The 26,343-nt window shown below is 71.0% G+C and carries 24 protein-coding genes; 14 read left to right on the top strand and 10 right to left on the bottom strand.

What is annotated here, in order from left to right; genetic code table 11:
- The first annotated feature begins 39 nt into the window (after positions 1–39).
- Complete coding sequence (locus FG385_RS11045; protein ID WP_200834399.1) at positions 40–981, top strand: ribose-phosphate diphosphokinase; 942 nt, start codon at positions 40–42, stop codon at positions 979–981.
- A gap of 115 nt (positions 982–1,096) precedes the next feature.
- On the opposite strand, the gene FG385_RS11040 is transcribed toward FG385_RS11045, so the two are convergent.
- Positions 1,097–2,038: an alpha/beta hydrolase family esterase gene (locus FG385_RS11040; protein ID WP_139096568.1), complete on the bottom strand. Its 942-nt coding sequence runs from the start codon at positions 2,036–2,038 to the stop codon at positions 1,097–1,099.
- A 188-nt stretch (positions 2,039–2,226) separates the two neighbouring features.
- On the opposite strand from FG385_RS11040, the gene FG385_RS11035 reads away from it, so the two are divergent.
- From FG385_RS11035 to FG385_RS10995, 9 genes are all read left to right on the top strand, one after another.
- Positions 2,227–3,714 carry a class I adenylate-forming enzyme family protein gene (locus tag FG385_RS11035; protein ID WP_139096567.1) on the top strand — a complete coding sequence of 496 codons (1,488 nt, stop codon included), beginning with the start codon at positions 2,227–2,229 and terminating at the stop codon, positions 3,712–3,714.
- Positions 3,711–4,868 (top strand): acyltransferase, encoded by a 1,158-nt coding sequence (locus tag FG385_RS11030; RefSeq protein ID WP_139096566.1) that lies wholly within the window; start codon positions 3,711–3,713, stop codon positions 4,866–4,868. The genes FG385_RS11035 and FG385_RS11030 overlap by 4 nt, the downstream gene beginning before the upstream one ends.
- Complete coding sequence (locus FG385_RS11025; protein WP_139096565.1) at positions 4,865–5,602, top strand: phosphosulfolactate synthase; 738 nt, start codon at positions 4,865–4,867, stop codon at positions 5,600–5,602. Before FG385_RS11030 ends, FG385_RS11025 begins: the two co-directional genes overlap by 4 nt.
- A gap of 23 nt (positions 5,603–5,625) precedes the next feature.
- Positions 5,626–6,024 (top strand): VOC family protein, encoded by a 399-nt coding sequence (locus FG385_RS11020; protein ID WP_139096564.1) that lies wholly within the window; start codon positions 5,626–5,628, stop codon positions 6,022–6,024.
- A complete protein-coding gene (locus FG385_RS11015) occupies positions 6,024–6,587 on the top strand; it encodes a histidine phosphatase family protein (RefSeq protein WP_139096563.1) in 564 nt (187 codons plus the stop codon). Before FG385_RS11020 ends, FG385_RS11015 begins: the two co-directional genes overlap by 1 nt.
- Before the next feature lie 36 nt (positions 6,588–6,623).
- Positions 6,624–8,828 carry a tetratricopeptide repeat protein gene (locus FG385_RS11010; protein ID WP_139096562.1) on the top strand — a complete coding sequence of 735 codons (2,205 nt, stop codon included), beginning with the start codon at positions 6,624–6,626 and terminating at the stop codon, positions 8,826–8,828.
- A 302-nt stretch (positions 8,829–9,130) separates the two neighbouring features.
- Positions 9,131–9,832: a hypothetical protein gene (locus FG385_RS11005; RefSeq protein WP_139096561.1), complete on the top strand. Its 702-nt coding sequence runs from the start codon at positions 9,131–9,133 to the stop codon at positions 9,830–9,832.
- Complete coding sequence (locus FG385_RS11000) at positions 9,829–10,203, top strand: GntR family transcriptional regulator (protein ID WP_139096560.1); 375 nt, start codon at positions 9,829–9,831, stop codon at positions 10,201–10,203. Before FG385_RS11005 ends, FG385_RS11000 begins: the two co-directional genes overlap by 4 nt.
- A gap of 9 nt (positions 10,204–10,212) precedes the next feature.
- Positions 10,213–10,833 (top strand): L-threonylcarbamoyladenylate synthase, encoded by a 621-nt coding sequence (locus FG385_RS10995; protein ID WP_139096559.1) that lies wholly within the window; start codon positions 10,213–10,215, stop codon positions 10,831–10,833.
- Here FG385_RS10995 and FG385_RS10990 read toward each other — a convergent pair whose 3' ends face one another.
- Positions 10,834–11,778: a cation diffusion facilitator family transporter gene (locus tag FG385_RS10990; protein WP_139096558.1), complete on the bottom strand. Its 945-nt coding sequence runs from the start codon at positions 11,776–11,778 to the stop codon at positions 10,834–10,836.
- 37 nt (positions 11,779–11,815) lie between these two features.
- On the opposite strand from FG385_RS10990, the gene FG385_RS10985 reads away from it, so the two are divergent.
- Together FG385_RS10985 and FG385_RS10980 are read left to right on the top strand one after the other, a co-directional pair.
- Positions 11,816–12,163 (top strand): ArsR/SmtB family transcription factor, encoded by a 348-nt coding sequence (locus tag FG385_RS10985; RefSeq protein ID WP_200834398.1) that lies wholly within the window; start codon positions 11,816–11,818, stop codon positions 12,161–12,163.
- On the top strand, positions 12,160–12,990 hold the full coding sequence (locus FG385_RS10980) for an oxygenase MpaB family protein (protein ID WP_139096556.1): 831 nt from the start codon (positions 12,160–12,162) through the stop codon (positions 12,988–12,990). Before FG385_RS10985 ends, FG385_RS10980 begins: the two co-directional genes overlap by 4 nt.
- A gap of 117 nt (positions 12,991–13,107) precedes the next feature.
- Here FG385_RS10980 and FG385_RS10975 read toward each other — a convergent pair whose 3' ends face one another.
- The 4 genes from FG385_RS10975 to FG385_RS10960 all read right to left on the bottom strand — a co-directional run bounded on the left by FG385_RS10975 (position 13,108) and on the right by FG385_RS10960 (position 17,494).
- The gene (locus FG385_RS10975) at positions 13,108–13,920 is read right to left on the bottom strand and encodes an FAD binding domain-containing protein (RefSeq protein WP_139096555.1); all 813 of its coding nucleotides are present in this window, start codon (positions 13,918–13,920) and stop codon (positions 13,108–13,110) included.
- Complete coding sequence (locus FG385_RS10970) at positions 13,917–14,387, bottom strand: (2Fe-2S)-binding protein (protein ID WP_139096554.1); 471 nt, start codon at positions 14,385–14,387, stop codon at positions 13,917–13,919. The genes FG385_RS10975 and FG385_RS10970 overlap by 4 nt, the downstream gene beginning before the upstream one ends.
- Entirely contained in the window at positions 14,384–16,642 is a 2,259-nt protein-coding gene (locus FG385_RS10965) for a xanthine dehydrogenase family protein molybdopterin-binding subunit (protein WP_139096553.1), read from the bottom strand. Before FG385_RS10965 ends, FG385_RS10970 begins: the two co-directional genes overlap by 4 nt.
- Before the next feature lie 99 nt (positions 16,643–16,741).
- Positions 16,742–17,494 carry a sulfite exporter TauE/SafE family protein gene (locus tag FG385_RS10960; RefSeq protein WP_200834407.1) on the bottom strand — a complete coding sequence of 251 codons (753 nt, stop codon included), beginning with the start codon at positions 17,492–17,494 and terminating at the stop codon, positions 16,742–16,744.
- Between the two features lie 193 nt (positions 17,495–17,687).
- Here FG385_RS10960 and FG385_RS10955 point away from each other — a divergent pair, with 193 nt between their 5' ends.
- Positions 17,688–18,503 carry a glycoside hydrolase family 16 protein gene (locus FG385_RS10955; protein WP_139096551.1) on the top strand — a complete coding sequence of 272 codons (816 nt, stop codon included), beginning with the start codon at positions 17,688–17,690 and terminating at the stop codon, positions 18,501–18,503.
- Between the two features lie 41 nt (positions 18,504–18,544).
- The gene (locus tag FG385_RS10950; RefSeq protein ID WP_139096550.1) at positions 18,545–19,402 is read left to right on the top strand and encodes an LLM class F420-dependent oxidoreductase; all 858 of its coding nucleotides are present in this window, start codon (positions 18,545–18,547) and stop codon (positions 19,400–19,402) included.
- Here FG385_RS10950 and FG385_RS10945 read toward each other — a convergent pair.
- Genes FG385_RS10945 through FG385_RS10930 form a run of 4 tightly spaced genes read right to left on the bottom strand, consistent with a single transcriptional unit; the run spans position 19,380 to position 26,259 of the window.
- Positions 19,380–20,804: an ATP-binding protein gene (locus FG385_RS10945; RefSeq protein WP_139096549.1), complete on the bottom strand. Its 1,425-nt coding sequence runs from the start codon at positions 20,802–20,804 to the stop codon at positions 19,380–19,382. The genes FG385_RS10950 and FG385_RS10945 overlap by 23 nt on opposite strands.
- Positions 20,801–22,456, bottom strand: a complete 1,656-nt coding sequence (locus tag FG385_RS10940; protein ID WP_139096548.1) for an FAD-dependent oxidoreductase — start codon at positions 22,454–22,456, stop codon at positions 20,801–20,803. The genes FG385_RS10945 and FG385_RS10940 overlap by 4 nt, the downstream gene beginning before the upstream one ends.
- A 46-nt stretch (positions 22,457–22,502) precedes the next feature.
- Positions 22,503–22,952: a nitroreductase/quinone reductase family protein gene (locus FG385_RS10935; protein WP_139096547.1), complete on the bottom strand. Its 450-nt coding sequence runs from the start codon at positions 22,950–22,952 to the stop codon at positions 22,503–22,505.
- Positions 22,953–22,965: 13 nt separating this feature from the next.
- Complete coding sequence (locus FG385_RS10930) at positions 22,966–26,259, bottom strand: indolepyruvate ferredoxin oxidoreductase family protein (protein ID WP_139096546.1); 3,294 nt, start codon at positions 26,257–26,259, stop codon at positions 22,966–22,968.
- Positions 26,260–26,343: the final 84 nt, after the last annotated feature.

Raw genomic sequence — 26,343 nt, 5'->3', positions numbered from 1 at the left:
TACAGATACCCCAAACCGGGCGGCGGTAGCATTCTTTGCGTGCGGGAGATCGCCGTCTTCAGCGGAACTGCCCATCCCGAGCTCGCCGCGGAGATCTGCGGCCAGCTGGGTGTCGACCTCGAACCGGTCAGCGTGCACCGGTTCGCCAACGACTGCCTCGAGGTGCAGTTGCAGGCGAACTGCCGCGAGCGCGACGTGTTCCTCATCCAGCCGATCGTGGCGCCGGTGCAGGAGCACCTGGTCGAGCTGCTGCTCATGCTCGACGCGGCGCGCGGCGCGTCCGCGGGCCGCACCACGGTGGTCATGCCGCACTACGCCTACGCGCGCTCGGACAAGAAGGACGCGCCGCGCATCTCGATCGGCGGGCGCCTGGTGGCGGACCTGCTGGTGACCGCGGGCGCGAACCGGGTGCTGACGATGACCCTGCATTCGCCGCAGGTGCACGGATTCTTCAGCGTGCCGGTCGATCACCTGCACGCGCTGCGCGAGCTGGCCGGGCATTTCCGCCGCTACGATCTGAGCAACACGACGGTCATCTCCCCCGATCTCGGCAACGCCAAGCCCGCGTCGCATTTCGCGCGGCTGCTCGGCGTCCCGGTCGCGGCCGGGGCGAAGGAGCGGTTCGCCGACGACCGGGTCACCATCAGCTCGATCATCGGCGACGTGACCGGCCGGGACGTGATCGTGCTCGACGACGAGATCGCCAAGGGCAGCACCGTGCTGGAACTGCTGGCGCGGTTGCGCGAACGCGGCGTGCGCTCGGTCCGGGTCGCGTGCACGCACGGGCTGTTCGCCGGTGGCGCGCTCAAGCGCATCGGTGACCAGCCAGAGGTGCAGGAGATCGTCTGCACGAACACGGTGCCGGTCCACCCCGAGCAGGCGGCGCCGAAGCTCACCGTGCTGTCGATCGCGCCCGCACTGGCCGAGGCGATCCGCCGCATCCACAACGGCGAATCCGTCAGCGCCCTGTTCACCCCCTGATCGTGTTGGCCGTCCCCGTCGGTGTGTTTGCCGCTCCGGTCGGTGAATTGGCTGCGCGGCGCAAAATCAGTGACACGATGCGCAAAAACGGCGACGTAGCGGGCAAACACGCGCGTCAGCTCAGGTGCTGGCGGCTGAGGAAGCTCCACATGATCGTCGAGGCGGCGGCCTCGGGGCCGACATAGGTCGTGTACGGGACGGCCTCGTGGGTGCCCCTCGGCCAGAAGTGCGTCAGTCCTGAGTAGACAGCCGAGGACAGGTCGGCGCCGCTGCGGCAACCGGTCCACGACCTGAGCGTGAGCGCGCCGATATGCCGCACGGCCCCCGGGCCGGTGCAACCGTTCTGGCCCTGCCACCGGGTGACCGCCTGGCTGAGCGCGATCGTCGAACTCGGCGAGAAATGCTCGTTACGTACGACGGCGTCGTCACTGCCGTCAGCCAGCAGCGCCGGGATCGGCCGCCCGCCGGCGCACGGGGCGAGCGGAACCGCTCCGTATGTGGCGAGTCCGGCGAAAACGCCCGGATGACCGCAAACCTCCGAAAAGGACAGTCTCGCGCCGTTGCTATAGCCGACGAGGTAGGTCCGGCGCAAGTCGCTTTCGAAGTACCGGGACGCGTCGGCGGCCACCTCGGTCAGGAAAGCCATGTCGTGCACGCCTTCCTTGCCCGCCACCCCGCAGCATCCGTACCCCGCGTTCCAGGATCTGGCGATCCCCATGGGGTACACGATGTTCACCAGCCCGCCCTCGGCGTAGGGCAGAAAGCCCGTGCGGCGGGACTCGAGCTGTGCCGTGATCCCGCGGCCGTGCATCACGATGAGCAACGGAAGTCCCTTATGCCACTTGGCAGACCGGACCGCGAGATACGTTCGTTTCATCCCATCCACGGTCAGCTCCCGCTGCACGGTCCCGGCGCCCGTCGACACCGCCGGCGCGGCGGTCGCCGTGTGCTCGGCGGGCTGAACGGGCTCGACGGACCGGACGGGCTCACTGCCGGAAGGCGACGCGCAGGCCGCTAGGGTGGTGGCTGCGGCGATCAGCACGACCAGGCGTCGCATTCGTCCGGTAGCTCGCGAAACGTGCTGGTGGCCCACCAAGTTCATGCGGACATTGTGCCTGCCACGTCCGGAAAGCCAGCGTGAACCGGGGGGTTCTTCTCAGGTGACTCTCATGAGGCTGCCAGCACGCGCATAGGAAAGCTGTCCAGACTCGGCAGGGTTCAGCGAAAAGTGTGTGGAGGGTTTTCATGGCGATTGTGTCCCGGTTGCTGACCACCAGGGCGCGCGAGCGCCCCGGATCGGTCGCGTTCCTGTCCGGGGCGGGTGAGCAGGCGCTGACCTGGGGCGCGGTGGCCGAGCACGCCACGGGCTGGCGGGACATGGCGCCACCCGGCAGCAGAGTCGGCCTGGTGATCGCCGACCCGCTGACGTTCACCGCGGCCTACCTCGGCTGCCTGTCGGCCGGGCTGACGGCCGCGCCGATCGATCCGCGACTGACCCCGGGCGAGCTGTCCGATGTGCTGGCCAGGCTGCGGATCGACGTGTTCGCGACCGACCAGGAGGACCCGGTCATCTCCCCCGGGCTCGACACCGTGCTGGTGGACCTCGCCGGCCCGAGGAGGGTCTGGACCACGACCACGGCGAACCGCCCGAGCGACGGCGCCGCGCTGCGGCCGGCCGTGCTGCTCACCAGTTCCGGCACGACCGGCCGCCCCAAGGGCATCCCGCTCACCGAACGACAGCTGATGCACGCGGCCGGGCGCGTGGCGCGGCATCACGGGTTCGGTCCCGGCGAGCGCGGCTACACCCCGCTCCCCCTGTTCCACGTCAACGCCCAGGTCATGGGTCTGCTGGCGACGGTCGAGAGCGGGGCCTCGCTGGTGATCGACCGCCGGTTCGAGGCCGGTGAGTACTGGGCGCGCGTCGAGCGGCACCGGCCCACCTGGCTCAACGCGGTCCCCGCGATCCTGGCCTCGCTCGCCCAGCGCCCCGCACCGCCCGGCCACGTCGTGGACGGCATCCGGTTCGTCCGCTCGGCCTCGGCACCGTTGCCGCCCGCGACCGCGCGGGCGTTCGCCGAGCACACCGGGCTGGGTGTGCTCGAGACCTACGGCATGTCCGAGGCGGCCGGTCAGATCACCTCGAACCCCCTGGATCCCCGGCGCCGCCGGGCCGGTTCGGTCGGGCTGCCCGTGGAGGTGGACCTGATCGTCGCCGGGCCGGACGGCCGCGAATCCTCCCCCGGCGAGGAGGGCGAGGTGCTGTTGCGCGGCCCGCAGATCGTCCGCGAGTATCTCGAACTCGGCGAGCACGGCCCCGAGCGGACCCGCCCGGCGCGGGACGCGGACGGCTGGCTGCGCACCGGCGACGTCGGCATTCGTGACGAGGAGGGATTCCTGCGCCTGGCCGGCCGCGTGGACGACGTGATCAACCGCGGCGGCGAGAAGATCTACCCGCAGGAGGTCGAGAACGTCCTGCTCGCGCACCCCGATGTGGCGGCGGTCGCCGTCGTCGGCGCGCCGCACGAACGGCTCGGCCAGGTCCCGGTCGCGTTCGTCACCACCCGCCGGTCCGATCCCCCGGCGCTCGAGGCATCCCTGCTCGCGTGGTGTGAAGGGCGGCTGACCCGGTACAAGCGCCCCACGGTGGTGGAGATCACGGACGCGCTGCCGGTCGGCCCGACCGGCAAGGTGCTGCGCCGCGCGCTCCGGTCCGAGCTGGCGGGCAGTCAGTGAGCCGACGCGGAGAACATCTGTACTACGTCGACCTGATCCGTGTGCTGACGGTCGCGCTCGTGATCGGCACGCACGTGCTTTCGTTCGCCCCCGTGCCGCCGACGGTGCCGCTCGGTGCGCTCGGTATGGTCTTCCACGTCAGCCGCGAGGTCTTCTTCCTGCTCACCGCGTTCGTGCTGACCTACAGCACCGGGCGCAAGAAGGTGCGCTGGCCGAAGTTCTGGCGGCGCCGGTACCTGTTCGTCGTCGTGCCGTATGTGGTCTGGACCGTGCTGTACTTCTTCGCCGACGGCGGACCGTACTTCGGGCGGGCGTTCGTCGAGCAGCTGCTCACCGGCACCGCGCGGTACCACCTGTACTTCCTGCTCGTGTCGATGCAGATCTACCTGGTGTTCCCGCTGATCCGGATGCTGTTGCGGGCCACCGAGCGCCGGCACGGGGCGCTGCTGGTGTTCGCCGCGGTGTTCCAGCTGACCTTCACCTACGCGGTCCAGCACCAGTGGGACCTCGGCCCGCTGTCGGGCTGGGTCCGATCTCCGGACGCGTTGCTGCCCAGCTACCTCGGCTACGTCCTGGCCGGGGCGGTCGCCGCCTGGCACCGGGACGAGCTGGTGGCGTGGACACGGCAGCGCGCGCGACTGGTGCTGGGCGGCGCGGCGAGCGTCGTCGCGATGGCCATCGTCGTGTACCTCGTCCACGTGTGGGGCCGGGGCGAGAACCCGCTGGAGGCGAGTGCCGTGTTCCAGCCGGTGGTGACCGTCGAAAGCGTCGCCATCGGGTGGGCCTTCCTCGCCATCGGGCTCGTGTGGCAAGAGCACGGGCGGTTCGCCGAAAAGCTCGTCGTCGCGACCTCGGACGCTTCGTTCGGCGTGTACCTGATACACCCGCTGGTGCTGCAGGGCGCGCTGCTGGCCGCCACCGAGATCGGCCTCATCGACGACGCCCAGCGAGTGCCGTACGACCTGGTGGTGGCCCTGCTCGTACTGGTGCTCCTGCCCCTGATCTACCTCGTGTCCGGGCTCGTCACCGCCGCCGCCCGGCGCACCCCGGTGAGCCTCGCGCTCACCGGCCGCGCGTGGTCCCGGCGTACCCGGCCGACCACCCCGCCCGATCCCAAGGACCTCGCACTCGCCAACACAGGAGGAGCCCGATGAGCCGCATCACCATGATGATCGACCCCGGCCTGCCGACCGCCCTGTTCGCCGACGTGATCGCCAGCCATGGCGAATACGTCGACCTGGTCAAGTTCGGCTGGGGCACGGCACTGGTGACCCGCGACCTCGACCACAAGATCGCCGCGCTGCGCGAAGCCGGGATCGGCTACTACTTCGGCGGCACGCTGTTCGAGTGGTACGTCGTGCAGGACCGGCTCGGCGACTACCTCGACCTGGTGGAGCGCACCGGCGCGACCCATATCGAGGTCTCCAACGGCACGATCCCGCTGGACCAGGAGGGCAAGGCCGGCTACGTGCGGCGGATGTCGCGGTACCGGCCGGTGCTCGCCGAGGTCGGCTACAAGGACGCCGAACGTTCGGCGCGGCTCTCGCCCGCCGACTGGGCAGGCGCGATCCACGAGGATCTCGACGCCGGCGCGGAACTGGTGATCACCGAGACCCGGGAAAGCGGCCGCAGCGGGATGGCTCGCCCGGACGGGCATCTGCGCGACGACGTGCTCGAGGCCGTGCTCGCCCACGCCGACACCAAGCGCCTGCTGTTCGAGGCGCCGACCAAGGACCTGCAGGTCGAGCTGATCCGCGCGCTCGGGCCCGAGGTCAACCTCGGCAACATCGCCGCCGCCGACCTGGTCGGGGTCGAGACGCTGCGCCGCGGCGTCCGGGGGGACACGCTGCTCCAGATGACGCTGCCCCGCACGGTTTCCCTCGTCTGATATCTGTCCACAAAGGAGATTCGATGCGCGATACGCACGACGCCTGCCACGTCGCGATCCCGGCGCGGGACCTCGACGAGGCGGTCGAGTTCTACGTCTTCGGCCTCGGCGTGAAGATGGCCCGCCGCTACGCCGACCGCGTCACCTTCGACTTCTTCGGTGACCAACTGGTCTGCCACCTCTCCGACGAGGTCCCGGAGGAAGCGGTGATGTACCCGCGGCATTTCGGCGTCAGCTTCGCTCGTCCCGAGGACTTCGACCGGCTCGCACGGCTGGTCGAGACCCGCAAGCTGCGCGTGCTCACGGGTCCCTCGGTGCGGTTCGAGGGAACGGCCGAGCAGCACCGCACGCTCGCGCTCGCGGACCCCTCGAACAACGTGATCGAGTTCAAGAACTACGACGACCCGCGGTTGCAGTACTGATGGCCACACTGCATCTGGTGCGCCACGGCGAGAGCGAATGGAACCTGGCCGGCCGTGTGCAGGGCCAGTCGCCCGAAGCCGGTGCACTCACCCCGCGCGGGCTCGACCAGGCCGCGGGCGCCGCCGCGCTGCTCGCGCAGCGGAATCCGCGCGCCGAGGCGATCTTTTCCAGCGATCTCCCCCGCGCCCGGCAGACCGCGGACGTCATCGCCGCGGCGCTCGGCCTGCCCGTGCGCGAGGATCCACGCCTGCGCGAGCAGGATCTCGGTTGCCTCGAAGGGCTGCGCTTGGCCGACCCGCTCGGCGAAGGCGTCGTGCACGACGAGATCGAACGGTTGTGGCGCGAGCCGTGGCGGCGCCCCGGCGACGGCGAGAGCATCACGGATCTCTACGAGCGTATCCACGGGACGCTCAAGGAGTACGCCGGTCAAGGGCGGGAACTGATCCTCGTCGCCCATGGCGGGCCGGTCCGGGTCGCCATGACGACAGCCGATCCCCGGCTGCGGGAGCCGGTACCGCGGGTAGCCGTCGGCAACGCGACGGTGACCACCGTCGACCATTGAGCGTCTCCCGGCGCGGGCTATGGGAAAGTTACCGCGATGTCGCTCGAGACGGGAAGCAGGACGGTACGCCTTGCCGGCGCGGCGGTGGCGGCCGCGGTCGCCGTGGTGGCCGGGCTCTTCACCAGCCGGGGCACGCTCCCGGGCGCGGTGGGCTGGCCGGTCGAAGTGCTGGCCGCGGCCGCGGCCGGGCTGCTCGTGCTGCTCGCGTTCCTACCCCGGCGCGGCGAGCCCGATGCCGCGCCGCGGCCGGATCCCGGCGGCGCGCGGGCGAGCCAGGTCCTGCGGATCACCGAACTGGACCCCGTCCGGCTGGGCGTGCTCCCGGCCTGGACCGTGCCCGGCGGCGCGCCCATCCCGCCGTATGTCCCGCGCACGGCCGACTCCGCGCTCGACCGCGCGCTCGCGCACGGCGGGCTCGTGCTCGTGCAGGGCGAGGCGGCCGCCGGGAAGACACGCACCGCCTATGATGCCGTGCTGCGCAACGCGTTCCGGCTCGGCTGGGAGTCGGTGACCGTGCCGCGCGACGAGGCGGGGCTGCGCGAACTGGCGCGCGAAAGCCCGGCGAAAACCGTGGTGTGGCTGGACGATCTCGAACGCTACCTCACCACCGACAGCCTCGACGACGTCCTCCTCAAGGCACTGAGCCCGCGCCCGCGATCCGGCAGCGTAGTGCTGGCGACGCTGCGCACCCGCGCCCGCGAGGATCTCGGCATCGACGCCGACGGCGCGAACGGGCGGTCCCGCCGCCTGCTCACCCGGATCACCCCGATCACGCTCGAGCGGCGGCTCGACCGCACCGAAACCGTGGGAGCCCACCGGATGCGGACGGATCCGCGGATCTCCGGGGCGCTGATCGCCGGTGCGGGCCTGGCCGAGCACATCGCCGCCGGGCCGGAGGCACTGCAGCGGTGGCGCTCGGGCGAGAACGAAGCCGGCGCCGCGCTGGTCAGCGCGGCCGTCGATCTCCGGCGGGCCGGATATCTCGACCCGGTGCCGCTGGACTGGCTGGTCTCGCTGCACACCTGGTACCTGTCGGAGGACTTCCGCCGCCGGCTCGGCGAGACGGACCTGGCGAGCGCGCTGGACTGGGCGGTGCGGCCCGTGCGCGGCGCGAGCCCGTGCCTCGTGCGCGCGGGGCAGGACCGGTACGTCGCGTTCGACTACCTCGTCGATGCCGCGACCGCCGACGTGCCGGACGCCGCGTGGCAAGGGCTGCTGGGCACGCATCTGCTGACCGCCGGCCAGCGGTTCCGGGTCGCGCGCGCCGCGGTCCGGTTCGGACGTCTTCCGGATGCGGTCCGGCTGTGGACCCAGCTGGCCCAGTCCGGCGACCAGTTCGCGCTGTTCAACCTGGGCTGGGCGGCGCAGGCCGGCGGCGACGAGGCGAACGCCGAGCAGTGGTTCCTGCGCGCGGCCGACGCCGGCAACAGCTGGGCGATGTCCAGTCTGGGCGCGATCGCCGAGCGCCGCGGTGACGTCTCGGTGGCGCAACTGTGGTACCAGCGGGCGGCCGATGCCGGGGATACCACCGGGATGACGAACCTCGGCGGCCTGTTCGCGCAGACCGGCCGGATCGGCGAGGCACGCGACGCCTACCGGCGCGCGGCTTCGGCGGGGGATCCGAACGGGCTGCGCAAGGAGGCCGTGCTGGAGTTGCTGCACGGCGACCGGAAACGCGGCGCCGACCTGCTGCGCCGCGTCGCGCTGACCGGGGACCCGGCGGCGGTGCGGTTGATGGGGCTGCTCTCGGATACCGGGGAGCGGGAAGCGCACCGGCCGGATGTCGACGCCCTGCGGCGGCTGACCGCGGAGATCGGCGACGGTGAGACGGCGCTGGATCTGGCGCGGAACCTGTGGAACCAGGGCGATCTCGACGCGGCGGAGACGTGGTTCCGGCGCGCGGCCGAAGGTGAGAACGGCCGGGTCGCTGAGTTCGGGCTCGCCGTGCTGCTGGAACAGCGCGGGCGGGCCGCGGAAGCCGAGCAGTGGTACCGGCGCTCGGCCGAGCACGGCCTGCCGGAGGCGATGCTCAACCTCGGCGCGGCGCTGCAGGAACGCGGCGAGTTCGACGACGCGGAGAGCTGGTACTACCGCGCGCTGCGGGCCGGGCACCTGCCCGCGGAGGTCAACCTCGGCGCGCTGCACTGGCAGCGCGGCAACCTCGAGGAAGGCCGCAGCTGGTACCAGCGCGCCGCCGACCGCGGCGACGAACTAGCCCAGCAAGCCCTGGAAAACCTCTGACCCCCCACGCCCGCCTCGCCCCCCGCCCCCGCCGCGAGTTCGGCTTCCGCGGCCGGTGAGTTCGGCTTCCGCGGCCGGTGGGTTCGGCTCTCACCGCCCGCGAATTCGGCCTTCACGGCGCGCGAGTCCGACCCTTCACCGGCCGCGAGTCGGGCGGCCAACGCTCGTGAGTTCGGCATTCACGCCCCGCGAGCCGAGCCTCCGCGCCGCGTGAAACCGGACACTCGACACGTCGCGAGCTCATCATGGCACCGGGGCCACCCCGCCTTGTATCATGCACTTGACACAAGGGAGGTGCCGCGATGGCCTGGGACACCACGCTCGGCGTTGCCGCGATCATGGGACTGTACGGCCTCGCGATCCTGATCGTGCTCTGGCCCGGCCCGAAGCACGGCCGTCGGCTGTTGCAGCGCTGGGGCGTCACCTCACCGTCCGAAATGGACATCGACGAGTCCGTGCGCTACCTCAAGCGGCGCCGGTTCTGGTACCCGTGGCTGTTCTTCGTCATCCCGCTGACCGGCCTCGGCCACGAATCCGGCATCTGGGCCATCGGGGGGACCATGCTGCTCGGCGCCCTCCTCGGCGAACTCCTGGCCTGGCGACCGCCCGTGCACGCGCGCCGCGAGGCGATGCTGTCCCGCCGCGTCCTCACCGATCTCGTGCCCGCCTGGGCCCTGATCCTGCTCGCGGCCTCCCTCGCGGGCGGTATGGTCCGGACCATTATCGAGCGGGAGTGGCCACAGCTCGGGGTCACGATCGGCTGCACCGTCGTCGTCGGGGTGGTCCTCGTACTCGCCTTGCGCCGCCCCGCAGCCGGGGACGCCGCGGTCGATCTCGTCCTGCGGGCCCGTAGCGCGCGGGTGGCCGCGGGGCTCGCGATCGTGCTGCCCGGGATCGGCGAGCACGTGACGAGCTTTCCCTCGATGCTGCTGCTCGTGGTGAGCCTGGCCGCGGGCATCGCGGTGGCGGCCCCGGACCGGCGTTCCGCCTCCGCGCTCGTATGAGCACGGTCCGGGTCGTCGTCGACGCGAGCAGCGGGCTCGCCCCGTGGCGGCAGGTCCAGGACCAGATCATCCGGCTGATCTCGCGCGGCGCGCTCGCCCCGGGCACGCGCCTGCCGCCGATCCGCCAGCTCGCCGGCGACCTCGGGCTGGCTTCGGGCACGATCGCCCGGGCGTACCGCGAGCTGGAGGCCGCGGGCTGGGTACGCACCGCGCGCGCCCGTGGCACCGTCGTCGCCGAGACCGCCGAGCGGTCCGATCCGGCCGCGCTGCTGCGCGCCGCCGCGGCCGAATTCGTGAGCGCCGCCAAGGAGATCGGGGCCGATGAAGAAACGGCCGTGTCCGTGGTGCGGAAAGCCTATGGATCACCTTAACCTGAGCCAATGGCGAAGTACTTCGATGTGCACCCGGACAACCCTCAGCGGCGCTCTATCGATCAGGTGGTGGGGATCATCCGGGACGGCGGGCTGATCGCCTACCCCACCGACTCGTGCTTCGCGCTGGGCTGCCAGCTCGGGAACAAGGACGGGATCGACCGCATCCGCGCGATCCGCCATCTCGACGACCGGCACCATTTCACCCTGGTATGCCGTGACTTCGCGCAGCTGGGCCAGTTCGTGCACATCGGCAACGCGGTGTTCCGCGCGATCAAGGCGTCCACTCCGGGCAGCTACACCTTCATCCTGCCCGCCACGAAGGAAGTCCCGCGCCGCCTGCTGCACCCCAAGAAGAAGACCGTCGGCGTACGCATCCCCGATCATGTGGTGGCCCAGGCCCTCCTGGCCGAGCTCGGCGAGCCGATGCTGTCGAGCACCCTGCTGCTGCCCGACCACGAAGAGCCGCTGACCCAGGGCTGGGAGATCAAGGACGAGCTCGACAACGTCCTCGACGCCGTCATCGACTCCGGTGACTGCGGCACGGAACCGACCACGGTGGTCGACTTCTCCGACGACGAGCCGGTGATCGTGCGCCGCGGCGCGGGTGATCCTTCCCGCTTCGAATGATCAGACCATCTCGTGGGCGCTCTGCGCCCCGACGGCCGGTTCGGTGTGCACCACCACGGCCGTCAGCCGGGGCACGGTGTGCACGAGCATGCGCTCCACCTCGTGCGCGAGGCGGTGGGCCTCCTGCACGGTCAGCCCGGCGTCGACGGTAACCGAAAGCTCCGCGCGCAGGCTGTGCCCGATCCACCGCATCCGCACCGAACCAGCGCCGAGCACCCCGGGCACCTGCGCGGCCGCGTGCTCGGCCAGGTCGACCGACGCCGGGTCCACCCCGTCCATCAACCGCCGGAACACCTCCCGCGCCGCGTCTCGCAACGCGAACAGGATCGCGCCGGTGATGACCAGGCCGATGACCGGGTCGGCCGCCGGGAAGCCGAGCGCGACCCCGCCCGCCCCGAACACCACCGCCAGCGACGTGAAGCCGTCCGTGCGGGCGTGCACGCCGTCCGCGACGAGCGCGGCCGAGCCGATCCGCCGCCCGACCCTGATCCGCCACCGCGCGACAAGCTCGTTGCCGGCGAAGCCGACAACACCCGCGACCGCCACCACCCAGAGGTGCTCGACGGGGCGCGGCTGGACGAGCCGCAGTACCGCCTCGTACCCGGCGAACACCGCGGACGCGAGGATGATCAGCACGACCACGACGCCCGCGAGGTCTTCCGCACGCCCCATGCCGTAGGTGTAGCGCCGCGTCGCGGCCCGCCGCCCCAGCAGGAACGCGACCCCGACGGGCACCGCCGTCAGCGCGTCGGCGAAGTTGTGGATCGTGTCGCCCAGCAACGCGACCGAGCCGGTGACGAGCACGAGCGCCAGCTGCGCGACCGCGGTCACGAACAGCACCGCGAAAGAACCCCCCAGGGTACGAAGGCCGCGTTTGCTGGTCTCCAGCACCTCGTCAACCCGCTCGGCACTCGAATGCCCGTGACCGTGCCCGTGAGCGTGCATGTTGCCAGAATGGCCTGTTCAGCGGCATTATGCAAGCATGCGCGCGCATGACGACGAACAGCTGGACGTCGCGGCGGAGGTGCTGGCACACCTGGCCGACCCGACCCGCCTGCACCTGCTGCGGCTGCTCGCCGAGGAACAGGACGTCAGCACGCTGACCGCCCAGGTCGCCGCGTCCCGCTCGTCGGTTTCGCAGCATCTGGGCCGGCTCCGGTTCGCCGGGCTGGTCCGCGCGCGGCGGGAAGGCCGCCGGATGCTCTACCGCATCACCAGCGACCACCTGACCGAACTGGTCGCGCAGGCGCTGGAGTTCGCCGGCCACACGGTGCACGGCATCCCGCACCACACGCGCGACGGCCGGGAAGGAGAGGAGCTGACCGGGTGATCGCCCCCGGCACGCCCGCCTGGCGGTACTTCGGCGACTTCCGGGCGATCCTGCTCGCCGGGCAGGTGCTCGTGCTGCAGGTGGCGCATCCGGTGGTGGCGGCCGGGGTGCGGGATCACTCGGACTACACCGACGATCCGTGGACCCGGCTGATGCGCACGGCGGCCTCGCTGTCGATCTACGTCTACGGCGGGCCGGGCGGCGCGGAGTTCGAGGCGCGGCGCCTGCGGGAGGTGCATCGCGCATTCACGGGCGTCCGCGAGGACGGGCGCCGGTACTCCGCGCTCGATCCGCACGCCTACGCGTGGGTGCACGCGACGCTCGTGCAACTCGCCGTGGACACGCAGGAGTTCTTCGGGCGCGGGATGCGGCCGGACGAGGTCGACGAGTACTACGCGCAGATGCGCGAGGTCGGCGCGATGCTGGGCGTCAAGGATCACCACATGCCCCGCGACTGGCGGGATTTCCGTTGCTACTACGAGGAAATGGTCAACGGCTTCGGTCCGAACGCGACGATCGGCACGCTGCTGGAAACGATCCGCACCGTGCCTAAACCGGTCCGCTGGCTGCCCGACGCGCTCTGGCCGTGGGTGCGCGAACGGCAGGCGCGGCTGCAGCTTTTCCTGATCGCCGCGACCCTGCCCCCAAGATTCCGGGACCGGCTGGGAATCCCGTGGACTCCCCCGCAGCAACGGCGGTTCCGCCGGTTCTGCCGCGCGGTCCGCCTCGTCGGGGCGCTCGTGCCGCCCTCACTGCGCGCGGCGCACGTGCGATCCCTGGCCCGGCTGAACGTGTGGTACCGCCGCCGGCACGGCGTCATGGACTGACTCGCTTACCCGCGACAAGGTCACCCTGGAGTCCGAGGTCCCGGCGGCCAAGACCGCTTGAGTGCCGTGAGGGGCCCCCTCACGGCCCAGGAGGGCATGAGGGGGTCCCTCACGGCATCAGGCCGCGGCGGCGGTGAGGGCTCGCGCGGTGAGGACGCGGGCCAGGTGCGAGCGGTATTCGGCGCTCGCGTGCGGTTCGGTGAGCGGGCTCGCATCGTCGGCCGCGAGTGCCGCGGCGTCCTCGATGGACGCACCGGAGGCGAGCGCCCGCTCGGTCGCGGTGGCGCGCAACGGGGTGCCGCCCATGTTGATCAGGCCGACCGACTGCCCGAGCACCGCGACACCCACGATGGCCCAGTCGATCGCCCGGCGGGTGAACTTCTCGAAGCCCCAGCCCGTGCCGGCCGCGTCCGGCACGCGGATCTCGGTGATCAGCTCGTCCGGCTCCAGCGGGGTGGTGAACGGGCCGAGGAAGAACTCCCCCGCCGGGATTTCCCGCTGCCCGCCCGGCCCGCGCACGACGAGCGAACCACCGGAGGCGAGCAGCGCGGCCGGCAGGTCGGCGGCCGCGTCGGCGTGCGCGAGCGAGCCGCCGATGGTGCCGCGGTGACGTACCTGCTGGTCGCCGACCGAGCCGGACACGTGCGCCAGCAGCGGCGCGTGCCGGCGGAGGACCTCGTCGTGGTGCAGGTCGTGGTAACGCGACAGGGCACCGATCGCGACCGTGCCGTCCTCGACGCGCACGTAACGCAATTCGGCGAGCGGCGCCACGTCCACCAGGATCTCGGGCGTGGCGAAGCGCAGTTTCATCAACGGCAGCAACGAATGCCCGCCGGCGAGCACCTGCGCCTCGTCGCAGTGCTCGCCGAGCACGCTCAGCGCTTCCTCCACAGTGGACACACGGCGGTAGCTGAACTGGGCCGGGATCACCGGTCGACCTCCTGTCCCGACGCGTCGATCACGGCGCTGACGATGTTGTGGTACCCCGTGCAGCGGCACAGGTTGCCTTCCAGCCCGGCTCGGACCTCTTCGCGGGTGGGCTTGGGATTGTGGGCCAGCAGCGAAACCGACGCCATGATCATGCCCGGCGTGCAGAACCCGCACTGCAGCCCGTGCTGCTCGCGGAACGCGCGCTGCACCGGGTGCAGCTCGCCGCCTTCCCCGCCCAGCCCCTCGACCGTGGTGACCTCGTGCCCGTCGGCCTGCGCGGCCAGCACCGTGCACGATTTGACCGACTCGCCGTCGAGCAGCACCGTGCACGCGCCGCACGACGTCGTGTCACAGCCGATGTTCGTGGCGGTCAGCCCCGCGTTCTCCCGCAGGAAGTGCACCAGCAGCGTGCGGTCCTCGACCTCCTCGGTCACCGCCTTGCCGTTGACCTCGATGGAGACCTTCACTTCGCCTCACCTTTCGCAGAGAGCGCTTCCCACACCCGCAGCGGGGTCGTGGGCATGTCCAGATGGCGCACACCCAGGTGCGCCAGCGCGTCCACCACGGCGTTGTGCACCGCGGGAGTCGAACCGATCGTCGCGGCCTCGCCGATTCCCTTGACACCCAACGGGTTCCGGTCCGTCGGCGTGGCCGAGTCCAGCAGCTCGAAATCGGGCAGCTCGGTCGCGGTGATGAATGAATAGTCCGCCAGCGTCGCCGTCGTCGGGTTGCCGTCGGGATCGTAGGCCATGACCTCGAGCAGCGCCTGCCCGATGCCCTGGCCGAGCCCGCCGTGCCGCTGGCCCCGGAACACCAGCGGGTTGACCACCGGGCCGGCGTCGTCGGCCGCCATGATCCGCCGCACCACGACCTTGCCGGTCTCCGTGTCCACGTCCACCACCGCGAGGTGCGAGCCGAACGGGAACGTCGGCTTGCCCTTGTCGAACCACACGTCCGCCGACAGCGTGCCTTCCTCGGCGCGCGCGGCCAGCTGCACCCAGTCGACCGAACCGCTCGCCGGGGCGCCCTTCACCTGCCAGGCACCCGTGTCTACGTTGAGCTCGAGGTCCTCCGGGGAGGCTTCGAGCATGTCCGCGGCGATCTCGCGGGCGTTCGCGATCACCTTCTCCGCGGCCTCCCGCACGGCGGAACCGCCCAGCTGCAGCGAACGAGAACCGAAGGTGCCGACCGCCTTGGGCACGTCGTCGGTGTCGCCGTGCTTGACGGTGATCCGGTCCATCGGGATGCCGAGCTGGTCCGACAGCAGCATCGCGAGCGACGAGGCGAGCCCCTGGCCGTGCGGTGAGCTCCCGGTGTACGCGGTGACCGTGCCGTCGGGGTTGATGTCGACGCGGCCGCTCTCGCCGCCGCCGTCGCCGCCGGTGATCTCGACGTAGCTGGCGATGCCGAGCCCGAGCGCGACCGGTTCACCGGCCTCGCGCCGCCGCTTCTGCTCGGCGCGCAGCCCGGCGTAGTCCGCCGCGTCGAGCACCCGGTCGAGCGCCGCCGCGTACTCGCCGGTGTCGTAGTTCGCGCCGGACTTCGTCTGGTACGGGAACTCCTCGGGGCGGATGAAGTTGACCTTGCGGACCTCGGCGGGGTCCATCCCGATCTCGGCGGCGAACAGGTCCATCGCCCGTTCGAGTGCGGCGGTCGCCTCGGGACGGCCGGCCCCCCGGTATGCCGAGATCGGGGTGGTCGTGGTGACGACCCCGCGGCTGCGCGTCTCGACCTTCGGGAAGTGGTAGACGCCCGAAGCCATCAGCTCCGTCAGGGTGGGCAGGAACAGCGTCCGCGGGTACGCGCCCGCGTCCTGCACGATGTCGAGGCGGAACACCTCGACGGTGCCGTCGCGGCGGCCGCCGACCGTGACGGTGTTCTGCTGCGCGCGGCCGTGCGTCATGCAGGTGAGGTTCTCGCTGCGGGTCTCGGTCCAGCGCACCGCGCGGCCGCTGCGCCGCGCGGCCCAGCCCAGCACGATGGGCTCGGGGTCGGTCCCGATCTTCCCGCCGAAGCCGCCGCCGACGTCCGGGGTGATGACGCGGACCTTCTCCTCGCCGACACCGAGCCCGGCGGCGAACAGGCTCCGGGCCATCTGCGCGTTCTGGGTGGACAGCCAGACGGTGAGGCGGCCGTCCTCGCCCCAGGCGCACGCGGAAGCGCGTACCTCCAGCGGCGCGGGCGCGACGCGCTGGTTCAGGATCGTCTGGGTCACCACGACTTCGCAGCCCTCGAAGCTGTCGGCCGGGAGCTCGGCCATCCCGTTGACCTGCATGACGTTCGTGCCCTTGTCCGGGAACAGCACGGCCTCGTCCGACAGCGCCGCGTCGAGGCTCGCGACCGCGTCGAGCGGGTCGTAGTCGACGTCGACGAGTTCGGCGGCGTCCTCGAGCTGGTAACGCTCTTCGGCGAGCACGAGCGCGACCGGCTCGCCGACGTAACGCACCACATCGGACGCGAGCCACGGCTCGACGACGGGGCCCGCCTCGCGCGGGCCGAGATCGACATCCGCCGCGGTGTAGACGGCGACCACCCCGGGCGCGGCCTTGGCGGCCGAGGCGTCGATGGATGTGATCCGGGCGTGCGCGATGGGACTGCGGACGAACATCGCGTGCACGGCGCCCGTCAGTGCCGGTTCACGAAGATCCTCGACATAGATCCCGCCTGTCGTGATCAGCTTCTGGTCCTCGATCCGGACCACCCTGGTACCGACGATGCTCAACTTAGGGCCTCCAACTGGTGGGTACCTCGAAGATCATGCCTCACGGCTGGACCCAACATACCCCTGGAGACTTTTGTCTTACGGCGGGCGGAATTCTCGTCACACGGCGAAGGCCCGGTATGCGAGCGTCCCGGCGAGCGCGAGCCCGCCGAGCCCGATCAGGACGCGTAACGGCGCGGCGGGCACGCGGCGGACGATCGCCGGCCCGAGCCACGAGCCGAGCACCGATCCCAGGCACAGCGCGACGACCGCGGGCCAGGCGGCCTTGCCGGTGAAGGCGAACACGACCGCGGCGATGAAGTTGGCCGCGCCGGTGGCGATGTTCTTCGCGGCGTTGGACCGGGCGAGCGACTGCGTCCAGACCGTCGACAGCAGCGCGAGCATCAGAACCCCGGCCGCGGCGCCGAAGTAGCCGCCGTAGATCGCGACCGCGAACGCGCCGGCGCCCGCCATCGGGCTGAGCGCTTGACCGTGGCCGTGGTTCTTCCGCAGTCGCGGGCCGAGGAACAGGAGAATCGACGCACCTGCGATCAGGAACGGAACGATAGCGGTGAAAACGCCAGGCGGGGTCGAGAGCAGGAGCCTGGCGCCCAGCGCCCCGCCGGCGGCGGTGACCGCGCACAGCCGCTTGAGCCGGTCCCGCTGCCCGGTCAGCTCCGGCCGCGAGCCGGCGGCGGCGCCGACGGTCGTGCCGAGCAGCGCGATGGTGTTGGTGACGTTGGCCGACAGCGGCGGCAACCCGACGGCCAGCAGCGCGGGATAGGACACGAGCGAGGCCAGGCCCGCGACCGACCCGGTGAGCCCCGCCCCGACCCCGGCGACGACCAGGAACAGCAGCGCCGGCAGGGTCAGGGTCACGGTGACCGATTATCGGCACGGTGCGGCGCCGCGGGCCGCCAGGGCGTGGCTCAAGTTCCCTGGATCACAGCGAACGCCGACTTCATCGTCCCCAACCTACCTAAGTTGGTTGATGGTCTGGACCAAGGGCGGGCATACTTTTGTTTCCGAACGCAACAAAGGGCTGAACGAGAGGCAGTGAACGTCGATGAAGACCACCGCCCGCCTGTCCCGCCTCCTGCGAATCGGCGTGCCCGCGCTCGCGGTCGCCGCCGCCGTGGTGGCGCCCGGCCACGCCAGCGCCACCACGGTGTTCAGCGACGACTTCGACGGCCCCGCCGGCGCGGCCGTCGGCGCGTCCAGATGGACGAACGAGACCGGCGACAACGTCAGCAACCACGAACTGGAGTGGTACACCGCCGGCGCGGAGAACGCCGCGCTCGACGGCAACGGCCACCTGGTGATCACCGCCCGCCAGGAGGGCGGCCACGACTGCTGGTACGGCCCGTGCACCTACACCTCGGCCCGACTCAACACCGCCAGCAAGTTCACTCAGGCCTACGGCCATTTCGAGGCCCGGATGAAGCTGCCGCGCGGCCAGGGCATGTGGCCCGCGTTCTGGGCCCTCGGCGACGACATCGGCACGAACAGCTGGCCGGACTGCGGCGAGATCGACTTCATGGAGAACATCGGCCGCGAACCCACCACCGTGCATGGCACGATCCACGGCCCCGGCTACTCGGGCTCGGGCGGCATCGGCGCGCCGTATACGGGCCCGAACTTCTCCGACGACTTCCACACCTTCGCCGTCGACTGGGCGCCGGACAGCATCAAGTGGTACGTCGACGGGAACCTGTACCAGACCAGGACCCCGGCCGACCTGAACGGCAACCGCTGGGTGTTCGACCACCCGTTCTTCATCGTCCTCAACCTCGCCGTCGGCGGCGACTGGCCGGGTTCGCCGGACGGCGGTACCCGGTTCCCACAGCAACTCGTCGTCGACTACGTGCACGTCACCACCTGACCACTCGCCAACGACAGGTAGAACGTGTTCTAATCTGAGGCATGCGCCACGGTATCGTCCTGTTCACCAGTGACCGCGGGATCTCGCCCGCCGAGGCCGCGAGGGCGGCCGAGGAAGCTGGATTCGACTCGTTCAGCGTGCCCGAGCACACGCATATCCCCGTCAAGCGCGAAGCGGCGCACCCGCGCACCGGCGACGCGACCCTGCCCGACGACCGCTACCTGCGCACGCTCGACCCGTGGGTCGCGCTCGCGACGGCCGCGTCGGTCACCACCCGCATCCGCCTCTCGACCGCCGTCGCGCTGCCCGTCGAGCACGACCCGATCACGCTCGCCAAGACCATCGCCTCCCTCGACCACCTCTCCGGCGGGCGGGTGACGCTCGGCGTCGGCTTCGGCTGGAACACCGACGAACTGGCCGATCACGGCGTGCCGCCCGGGCGGCGGCGCACGATGCTGCGCGAGTACCTCGACGCGATGCGTGCACTGTGGACGGACGAAGAAGCCTCGTACAAGGGCGAATTCGTCGAGTTCGGGCCGAGCTGGGCATGGCCGAAACCCGCCGGGGAGGTGCCGGTGGTTGTCGGCGCGGCGGGGACGGAGAAGACGTTCGGCTGGATCGCGCGATCCGCGGCCGGCTGGCTGACCACGCCGATGGAGGGCGATCTGGAGGAGAAGATCACGCTCCTGCACCGGGTGTGGCGCGACGCCGGCCGCGAAGGCGAACCCGAGATCATCGTGCTCGCGGGCAAGCCGCAGCCGGAAGTGCTTACCCGGTACGAGGAACTCGGCGTCACCGAGGTCCTTTTCGGACTTCCCGACCGCGCGCCCGAGGAGGTCGCCGCCTACCTGGACAGGCTGGCCGGGAAGCTCGCGCTCACTCCGAAGCCTGCTCCGTAAGCGGAAGCAGCACCTGGAACCGGGTGTTCCCCGGCTCAGAGCGCACCCGCAGATCGCCGTGATGGTGCTCGACCACGATCCGCCACGAGATGTCGAGCCCGAGCCCGGTGCCCTCCCCCACCGGTTTGGTGGTGAAGAACGGCTCGAAGATCCGCTGCCGGTTCTCCTCCGGGATACCCGGCCCGGTGTCGGAGATCTCGGCGCACAGCTGATCCTTCACCAGCGCGGTGCGCACGGTCAGGGTGCCCGAACCGTTCATCGCGCCGATCGCGTTGTCGATCAGGTTCGTCCACACCTGGTTCAGCTCACCGGGATAGGCCGGTACGTCCGGCAGCGTGCGGTCGTAGTCCTTGACGAGCTCGATCCCGTCGCCGATCTTGCCGGCGAGCATCACCAGCGTCGAGTCGAGCCCGTCGTGCACGTCGATCCACTGGTGCGGCGCGCGGTCCATCTGCGAGTACTGCTTCGCCGCCCCGACGAGCGTGGAGATCCGGGTGGTCGAGTCTTCGATCTCGCCCATCAGGATCTCGGTCTCCAGCGCGTAGGCGAGCCAGCGCACCGCGCCGTCGATGAGCTCCTCGCCGACCGAATCCAGGACCTCGTCGAGGTTCTGGGCCGACAACCCGGCGCCGACGAAGATCGGCGCGAGGTCCCAGCCCTGCTCCAGGCCGTGGTCGGTGAGCCAGTCACCGATCTCGTCCTCACGGTCGGCCTGCTGCATCGCGGTCAGCGGCGGGGCCGAGGCGACCTGCTTCACGAGCTGCTCCTGGACGTCGATGAGCTGCTCGAGCAGGTTCGGGTCGATGTCCTTCTTCGCCAGGATCGCCAGCTTGTGCCGCATGCCCGCGACACGCTCGCGCAGCGCCGCCGTCGCCCGGACCGCCGCGGCGGCCGGGTTGTTGAGTTCGTGCGTCAGGCCCGCGGACACCTGGCCGAGCGCGAGCAGGCGCCGCCGCTGGCCGATGAGCGCGTCGGAATTGCGCCAGCCGAGATACGAACCTTCCAGCAGGTGGGTCGCCATCGGGAACCAGGCGCGGAACTTCTCGGCGAAGTCGCGGGCCGGCAGGGTCAGGAACGTCAGATCGCTCAGCGCGTAGATGGAGGCCCCGTAGCGCTGCTGATCCTGGCCGTAGAAGAACTGCGTGGCCCCGCAGTACGCGCCGCGCTGGTCCGAGCGGGTCGTCTCGACCTCGCCGCCGGAATCCTGCTTGGTCATCCGCAGCGCACCCGAGAGCAGCACGTAGAAGCAGGTGGCCGGGTCGCCCTCGCTGATCACCTTGCCCCCGCCGGGGTACTGCTCGATCGTCGCGTGCTCGAGGATCCAGTCGAGCTGGGCGTCGGACAGGCTGGCGAACAGGAACAGCTCGCGGAGGAACTCTCGCGTCAGTGCGGGTTCGGTCATCGCTGCTCCAGGTATCGGTGCACCAGGGTGACCGCCATCGCGCCTTCGCCGACCGCGGACGCGACGCGCTTCACCGACTGCGAGCGTACGTCGCCGGCGACGAACACACCGGGAATCGAGGACTCCAGATGCTGCGGGTCGCGGTCCAGCGTCCAGCCCGGCGGCCGCCTGCCCTCGACCAGCAGATCCGGGCCCGTGCAGACGAACCCGTGCTCGTCACGGACCACCTCCTCGCCGAGCCATTCGGTGCGCGGGGCGGCGCCGATGAAGACGAACAGGTGGCTGGTCTCGACCGTTTCCTCGGTGCCGTGCCGGTCACACAGGGTGATCTTCTCCAGATGCTCCTCACCGTGCACCTGCTTGACCGTGGTGTGCGTGCGCACGTGCACGTTGTCGATCTGGTCGAGCTGCTCGATCAGGTAGTGCGACATCGAGGACCGCAGCGACTCGCCGCGCACCAGGATCGTGACGTCCTCGGCGTAGCGCGAGAAGAACACCGCGGCCTGCCCGGCGGAGTTGGCCCCGCCGACGATGTACACGTGCTGCCCGGCGCATTCGGGCGCCTCCGTCGAGGCGGAGCCGTAGTACACGCCGCGGCCGGTCAGCTCGGCGCAGCCTTCGGCCGGGAGCGTGCGGTAGGAGACTCCGGTGGCGAGCACGATCGAATGCGCGGCCAGTTCGGTGCCGTCGCCGAACTTGACCACCCGCGCCGAGCCGCGCGCCTCGAGGCCGACGACGTCGCGCGCGGTGAGCACCTCGGCACCGAACTTCTGGGCCTGACGGCGGGCGCGGTCGGTCAGCTGCGCGCCGGAAACCCCGTCCGGGAAGCCGAGGTAGTTCTCGATGCGCGAGCTCTGCCCGGCCTGGCCTCCGGTCGCCCGGCGCTCGACGAGCACCGTGCGCAGGCCTTCGGACGCGCCGTACACGGACGCGCCCAGACCGGCGGGACCGCCGCCGATGACCACGAGGTCGTAGAACTGCTCCGCCGGACGCGTCGAGAGCCCCACGGCGCCGGCGATCTGTTCGCCGCTGGGCTTGCGCAGCACCGCGCCGTCCGGGGTGACGAGGACCGGGATCTCGTCCGCGCTCGCCCCGGCGGCCTCCAGCAGGCGCGCGGCCTCGGGTTCGTCGACCGAGTACCACCGGTACGGCACCGAGTTGCGGGCGAGGAAGTCGCGGACCTTGTACGAGGGCGAGGACCAGCGGTGGCCGATCACCTTGACCTCTTCGACCGGCCGGTCCCCCATCGCGCGCCAGGTCTCGACGAGGGAGTCGACGACCGGGTACAGCTTCTCCTCGGGCGGGTCCCAGGGCTTGAGCAGGTAGTGGTCCACGTCGACCACGTTGATCGCCTGGATGGCCGCGTCGGTGTCGGCGTACGCGGTCAGCAGGGCACGGCGGGCGTGCGGGAACAGGTCCATGGCCTGTTCCAGGAACGCGATGCCGTCCATATGCGGCATCCGGTAGTCGGCGAGGATCGCGGCGACCGCGTCCCCGCGCAGCTTGATCTCGCGGAGGGCGTCGAGCGCGTCGGCACCCGAACCGGCGCGCACGACCCGGTAGTCCTGGCCGTAACGACGGCGGAGATCACGGGCGACGGATCTGGACACCGCCGGGTCGTCGTCGACCGTCATCAGGATGGGCTGGCTCACGAGGAAACCCTACGGGCAGCCCGGGGGCTTCGTCGATTGCGTTCCGCTAGACCGGTTCGACGCGGAAGACCGCGATCCGTTCGGCCGCCGCCGCGACGCCGTCCGGCGTCGACGATTCGGCCAGGCCCGTGGTGACGTACCGCCTTCCGACGCTCTTCGGGCTGGTGCGCACGAGTTCGTGCAGTAACGGGCGGCGCTCCTCCACGGGCAGCTCGACGAGCCGCACCGTGCTCGAGCGCCGCCCGCGGGCCAGCGTCACGGTGTCCGCGCCGCGCACGTTCGCGACCCAGGCCGCCTTCGGGAACGCCTGGATGACGTACTTCCCGCCGGTCAGCGGCAGCACCGCGATCGGGAACGTGCGCAACTGCCCGCTGCGCCGCCCCTTCACGTGCAGCAACTGGGTGGGGCCGAACGCGAGCCCGGCCCGCTGCAGCCCGGTGATCACCTTGTTGATCGAGTTGACCTTGCGCCGGTAGCTCTGTGCCTGATCTGTCATGACCTCGAATGTACTACGAGACTCGTAATATATCCACGTCAAATCTTGCGAGAAGGTTCGCCTGCCGTTCCCGGTAGCGAGCGACGTTCGCGAGCTTGATCTCCTCGTACCCGCGGATCAGATCGGGCAGCTCCGCCAGTTCGAGGACGGCCGGGTCGCCCGGGGCGGCCGCGAGCGCCCGGCTCACCGCGTCGCGGTACTCCCCGATCAGGGCGCGCTCGACGCGGCGGACGCGGGCGTACCCGAACGCGTCCAGCTTCGTGCCGCGCAGTCGCCGCATCGCGCGCAGCATCCGGAACACCGGGCGGAACCACGGGCCGAGGCTGATCTTGCGGCGAAGGCCGAGTGCCCGCAGGACCGGCGGGTGCAGCCGGTAGGAGACCTTGGCGCCGGTACCGAAGCGGGCCTCGATGTCGTCGGTCAGCTTCGGATCGAGCGACAGCCGCGCGACCTCGTACTCGTCCTTGTAGGCCATGAGCTTGTAGAGGTTGCGGGCGACCGCTTCGGCGACCACGGGATCCTGCCGCCGCACCTGCTCGACGAACTCGGCGTACTCCCGCGCGTACCGCTCGTCCTGGTACTCGGTGAGGTCCGGAACGCGGATCTCCAGCAGCCGGTCCAGCCCGGTGCCGGGCACCTCGGGCTCCGGCGGCGCGGCGACGATCTGGCGGCCGTGGCGGAACGCGCGCAGGTTCGCCTCGACGGCGGTGCCGTTGAGCCGAACCGCCTCCTCGATGCTCGCCGCGCTCACCCCGAGCGCACCCGCCTGGTACGCCGCGCCGAGATGGAGGATGTTGGCGAACTGGTCGTCGTCGAGCAGGGTCTCCGCCAGACCGCGGGCGTCGAAGTAGAACGCCCGGGCGGTCGCGTCGTCGATCGTCGCGCGGATCCCGTCCTGCGCCGGGAAGGACACGTCCGGGTCGATGATCATGCGCCCGGTCGGGACCTCCGTGGTCGACACGACGGCGGTCGTGCGGCCGCGGTCGGTCACCGCGAGCTGGCCCGGGTCGGCGCCGACGAGCGCGTCGCACGCGAGGTACAGGTCGCATTCGCCGAGGCCGAGCTTGGCCGCCTGCTCGACCGGCTGATCGGTGATCTTCAGGTCCGAGACCACCGCGCCGCCCTTCTGGGCCAGGCCGGTCTGGTCGAGCATGCGGACGTACCTGCCGTCGATGACCGCGGCGGCGGCGAGGATCTGCGCGACGGTCACGACACCCGTACCGCCGACCCCGGTGATGCGGACGGTGAAATCCCCGGTCTTCCGCCGCGGTTCGGGAATCTCACCGGGCTCCGGCAGGTGAGGCCGGGGCCGCTCGCCGCCGGGCACGACGGTCAGGAACGAAGGGCAGTCCCCCGCCAGGCACGAGTAGTCGAGGTTGCACGAAGACTGGTGGATCCGGGTCTTGCGGCCGAACTCGGTGGCCACGGGCCGCACCGACAGGCAGTTGGACTTGGTGCCGCAGTCGCCGCAGCCCTCGCAGACGCGCTCGTTGATGACCACCTTCGTCTCGGGTGTCGGCGCCTTGCCACGGCGGCGTTTGCGGCGCTTCTCCGCCGCGCATTCCTGCTCGTGGATGAGCACGGTGACGCCCGGGACCGCGGCGAGCTCCTCCTGGGTGCGCATCAGCTCGTCGCGGTGGCGGATCTCGACACCCTTGGTGCGCTTGAGTTTCCGCGGCGCGTCACTGGTGATCACCACCTTCGCGGCGCCTTCGAGCAGCAGCAGCCGCGCCACCTGTTCGACCGCCAGCCCGCCCACGGCTTCCTGCGCGCCGGTCATCGCGACCGCCGAGTTGTAGAGCAGCTTGTAGGTGATGTGCACGCCCGCGGCCACCGCGGCGCGGATCGCGAGGCTGCCGGAGTGCGCGAACGTGCCGTCGCCGAGGTTCTGCACGAAATGCCGGTTGCCGGCGAAAGGCGCCATGCCGATCCACTGCGCGCCCTCGCCGCCCATCTGGGTCAGCCCGACGACGTCCCCGACGGACTCGGGGTCCATGAACATGGCCATCGTGTGGCAGCCGATGCCCGCCCCGACGATGGTCCCCTCCGGCACCCTGGTCGAGGAGTTGTGCGGGCAGCCGGAGCAGAAGTACGGGGTGCGCGCGAGCAGCGGCAGGGAGATGCGCTCACGGCGGGCGCGGGCGGGGGCGAGCTTCGCGTAGCGCGCCAGCGTGGACCTCAGGCCACCGGCGATCGTGTCCGGATCCAGCTCCCCCACCGCGCTGAACAGGGCCTTCCCGTGGACCGGGGGGGCGCCGGCCCGTCCGTAGAGCACCTCCTTGACCGCCGGTTCGAGGAACGCGCGCTTCTCCTCCACGACCACGATCTCGTCGAGACCATCGGCGAACTCGCGGATCGCGACCGGGTCCAGCGGGTAGACCGCGCCGAGCTTGAGCAGCCGGATACCGGCCGGCTCCAGGTCGTCGATCCCCAGCGTGCGCAAGGCCTGCCGCAGGTCCAGATAGGCCTTGCCGGCGGCGACGATGCCGATCCGGTCACCATCGCTCCGCCGCACGATCCGGTTGATCCCGGCGGCCCGCAAGTACTCGACCGCGAGCGGCAGCCGCACCTCGTGCAGGCTCTGCTCCAGCCCCGTGAGCTCCGCGCCGAGGAGGCGGGAGCTGGGCCGGTGCGAGTAAGCGCTTCCCGGTAGCTCCGGCGGCGTCCACTTCGGACTCACCAGCGCGGTGCCCGCCCCGTCCGCGACGTTCGTGACGATCTTCATCGCCGCCCACAGGCCGGTCGCGCGGGACAGTTCGACCGCGTGCCGGCCGAAATCGAGCACGTCCTGCTGGTCGGCAGGGAAGAAGGTGGGGATCGCGAGATCGGCGAGCGCCCCCTCGGACGCGGACGGCACGGTGGAGGACTTCGCGTTCGGGTCGTCGCCGACGAACGCGACCGCCCCGCCGCGCGGGTGGGTTCCGGCCAGGTTGGCGTGCCGCAGCGCGTCGGTGGCGCGGTCGAGCCCGGGCGCCTTGCCGTACCAGAATCCGGTCACGCCGTCTCTGCGCAGCCCGGCGGCCTCGGCGAGCTGGCTGCCCATCACCGAGGTCGCGGCCAGCTCCTCGTTCAGGCCCGGCCGGTGCACGACGTCGTACTCGTCGAGCAGCTTCGCCTGGCGGGCCAGCTCCAGGTCGAACCCGGCGAGCGGCGAGCCCTCGTAGCCTGAGACGAAGGCGGCCGTGCGCAGCCCGGCGCGGCGGTCGTGGCGGATGCGGTCGAGCACCAGGCGCACCAGGGCCTGGACGCCCGTGACGTAGATCGTGCCGTCCTCGCGGTGATAGCGGTCCTCCAGCGTGAAGCTCATGCCGCACAGCACAGGCAATGAGCCAGGTCACACGCAAGAGGCACCGGGGTATGAGCGCGGAAGACGCAAGATTCGGGAGCCGCG

It is taken from the genome of Amycolatopsis alkalitolerans (assembly GCF_006152065.1).
GTDB lineage: Bacteria > Actinomycetota > Actinomycetes > Mycobacteriales > Pseudonocardiaceae > Amycolatopsis_E > Amycolatopsis_E alkalitolerans.
The sequence above is the reverse complement of the archived record's forward strand: the minus strand, read 5'-3'. Positions and strand labels throughout refer to the sequence as shown.

Excerpts from the sequence above, each read along its gene's own strand:
- FG385_RS10955 (WP_139096551.1), top strand. The coding sequence starts at position 17,688 with ATGAAGACCACCGCCCGCCTGTCCCGCCTCCTGCGAATCGGCGTGCCC.
- FG385_RS11015 (WP_139096563.1), top strand. The coding sequence starts at position 6,024 with ATGGCCACACTGCATCTGGTGCGCCACGGCGAGAGCGAATGGAACCTG.
- FG385_RS11000 (WP_139096560.1), top strand. The coding sequence starts at position 9,829 with ATGAGCACGGTCCGGGTCGTCGTCGACGCGAGCAGCGGGCTCGCCCCG.
- FG385_RS11040 (WP_139096568.1), bottom strand. The coding sequence starts at position 2,038 with ATGCGACGCCTGGTCGTGCTGATCGCCGCAGCCACCACCCTAGCGGCC.
- FG385_RS10985 (WP_200834398.1), top strand. The coding sequence starts at position 11,816 with ATGCGCGCGCATGACGACGAACAGCTGGACGTCGCGGCGGAGGTGCTG.
- FG385_RS11005 (WP_139096561.1), top strand. The coding sequence starts at position 9,131 with ATGGCCTGGGACACCACGCTCGGCGTTGCCGCGATCATGGGACTGTAC.
- FG385_RS11010 (WP_139096562.1), top strand. The coding sequence starts at position 6,624 with ATGTCGCTCGAGACGGGAAGCAGGACGGTACGCCTTGCCGGCGCGGCG.
- FG385_RS10945 (WP_139096549.1), bottom strand. The coding sequence starts at position 20,804 with ATGACCGAACCCGCACTGACGCGAGAGTTCCTCCGCGAGCTGTTCCTG.
- FG385_RS10930 (WP_139096546.1), bottom strand. The coding sequence starts at position 26,259 with ATGAGCTTCACGCTGGAGGACCGCTATCACCGCGAGGACGGCACGATC.
- FG385_RS11025 (WP_139096565.1), top strand. The coding sequence starts at position 4,865 with ATGAGCCGCATCACCATGATGATCGACCCCGGCCTGCCGACCGCCCTG.
- FG385_RS10950 (WP_139096550.1), top strand. The coding sequence starts at position 18,545 with ATGCGCCACGGTATCGTCCTGTTCACCAGTGACCGCGGGATCTCGCCC.
- FG385_RS11020 (WP_139096564.1), top strand. The coding sequence starts at position 5,626 with ATGCGCGATACGCACGACGCCTGCCACGTCGCGATCCCGGCGCGGGAC.
- FG385_RS11035 (WP_139096567.1), top strand. The coding sequence starts at position 2,227 with ATGGCGATTGTGTCCCGGTTGCTGACCACCAGGGCGCGCGAGCGCCCC.
- FG385_RS10935 (WP_139096547.1), bottom strand. The coding sequence starts at position 22,952 with ATGACAGATCAGGCACAGAGCTACCGGCGCAAGGTCAACTCGATCAAC.
- FG385_RS10990 (WP_139096558.1), bottom strand. The coding sequence starts at position 11,778 with ATGCACGCTCACGGGCACGGTCACGGGCATTCGAGTGCCGAGCGGGTT.
- FG385_RS10995 (WP_139096559.1), top strand. The coding sequence starts at position 10,213 with ATGGCGAAGTACTTCGATGTGCACCCGGACAACCCTCAGCGGCGCTCT.